This window comes from Mesorhizobium sp. LNHC229A00 (assembly GCF_000502415.1).
Lineage (GTDB): Bacteria > Pseudomonadota > Alphaproteobacteria > Rhizobiales > Rhizobiaceae > Mesorhizobium.
Genome location: NZ_AYWQ01000181.1, coordinates 1 through 436 on the forward strand (window position 1 = coordinate 1; position 436 = coordinate 436).

The following is a 436-nucleotide window of genomic DNA, read 5'->3' on the forward strand; positions in this document are numbered from 1 at the left end:
ATTGCACACCGAGATCGACATGCATACCGCGTCTGCCAAGTCGGTAACGCTGGAGGCGACGCCGGTGATGGAAAGCGGCCAGTTCAAGCTTTATTATTCATACCGGGCAAAGCCAAAGACAGTTGGCTACGGCGCCTACACGGGCACGACCATATTTGATATCCGCGAGGTGACTCTCGCCAAAACAAAGGCGTTGGAGCTCTCCGGGTACTATTACACGGATCGACTGACGCGAGGATCGACACGTTTGCGGCAAATCAGTTTCATCGTGGATCGGGACGTCACATTCTATTGAGCGCCAACCAAGGCTGGTTTAGCAGTCGGTTCCTGACGGGGTGTCGTCACGTCACCGCATCCTGGCTGCGAGAGCTCGTGGCATTCTGGTCCTGACCTTTAACGAAATCGACCACCTTGCCGACCAAGCCAACCCATCGAG

The 436-nt window shown here is 55.5% G+C and carries 1 protein-coding gene; it reads left to right on the plus strand.

Annotated features, from left to right (window positions below; genetic code table 11):
• Positions 1-295 (plus strand): hypothetical protein (locus X742_RS140160; protein ID WP_023775688.1); only part of this gene is annotated, 295 nt, incomplete at its 5' end.
• Positions 296-436: the final 141 nt, after the last annotated feature.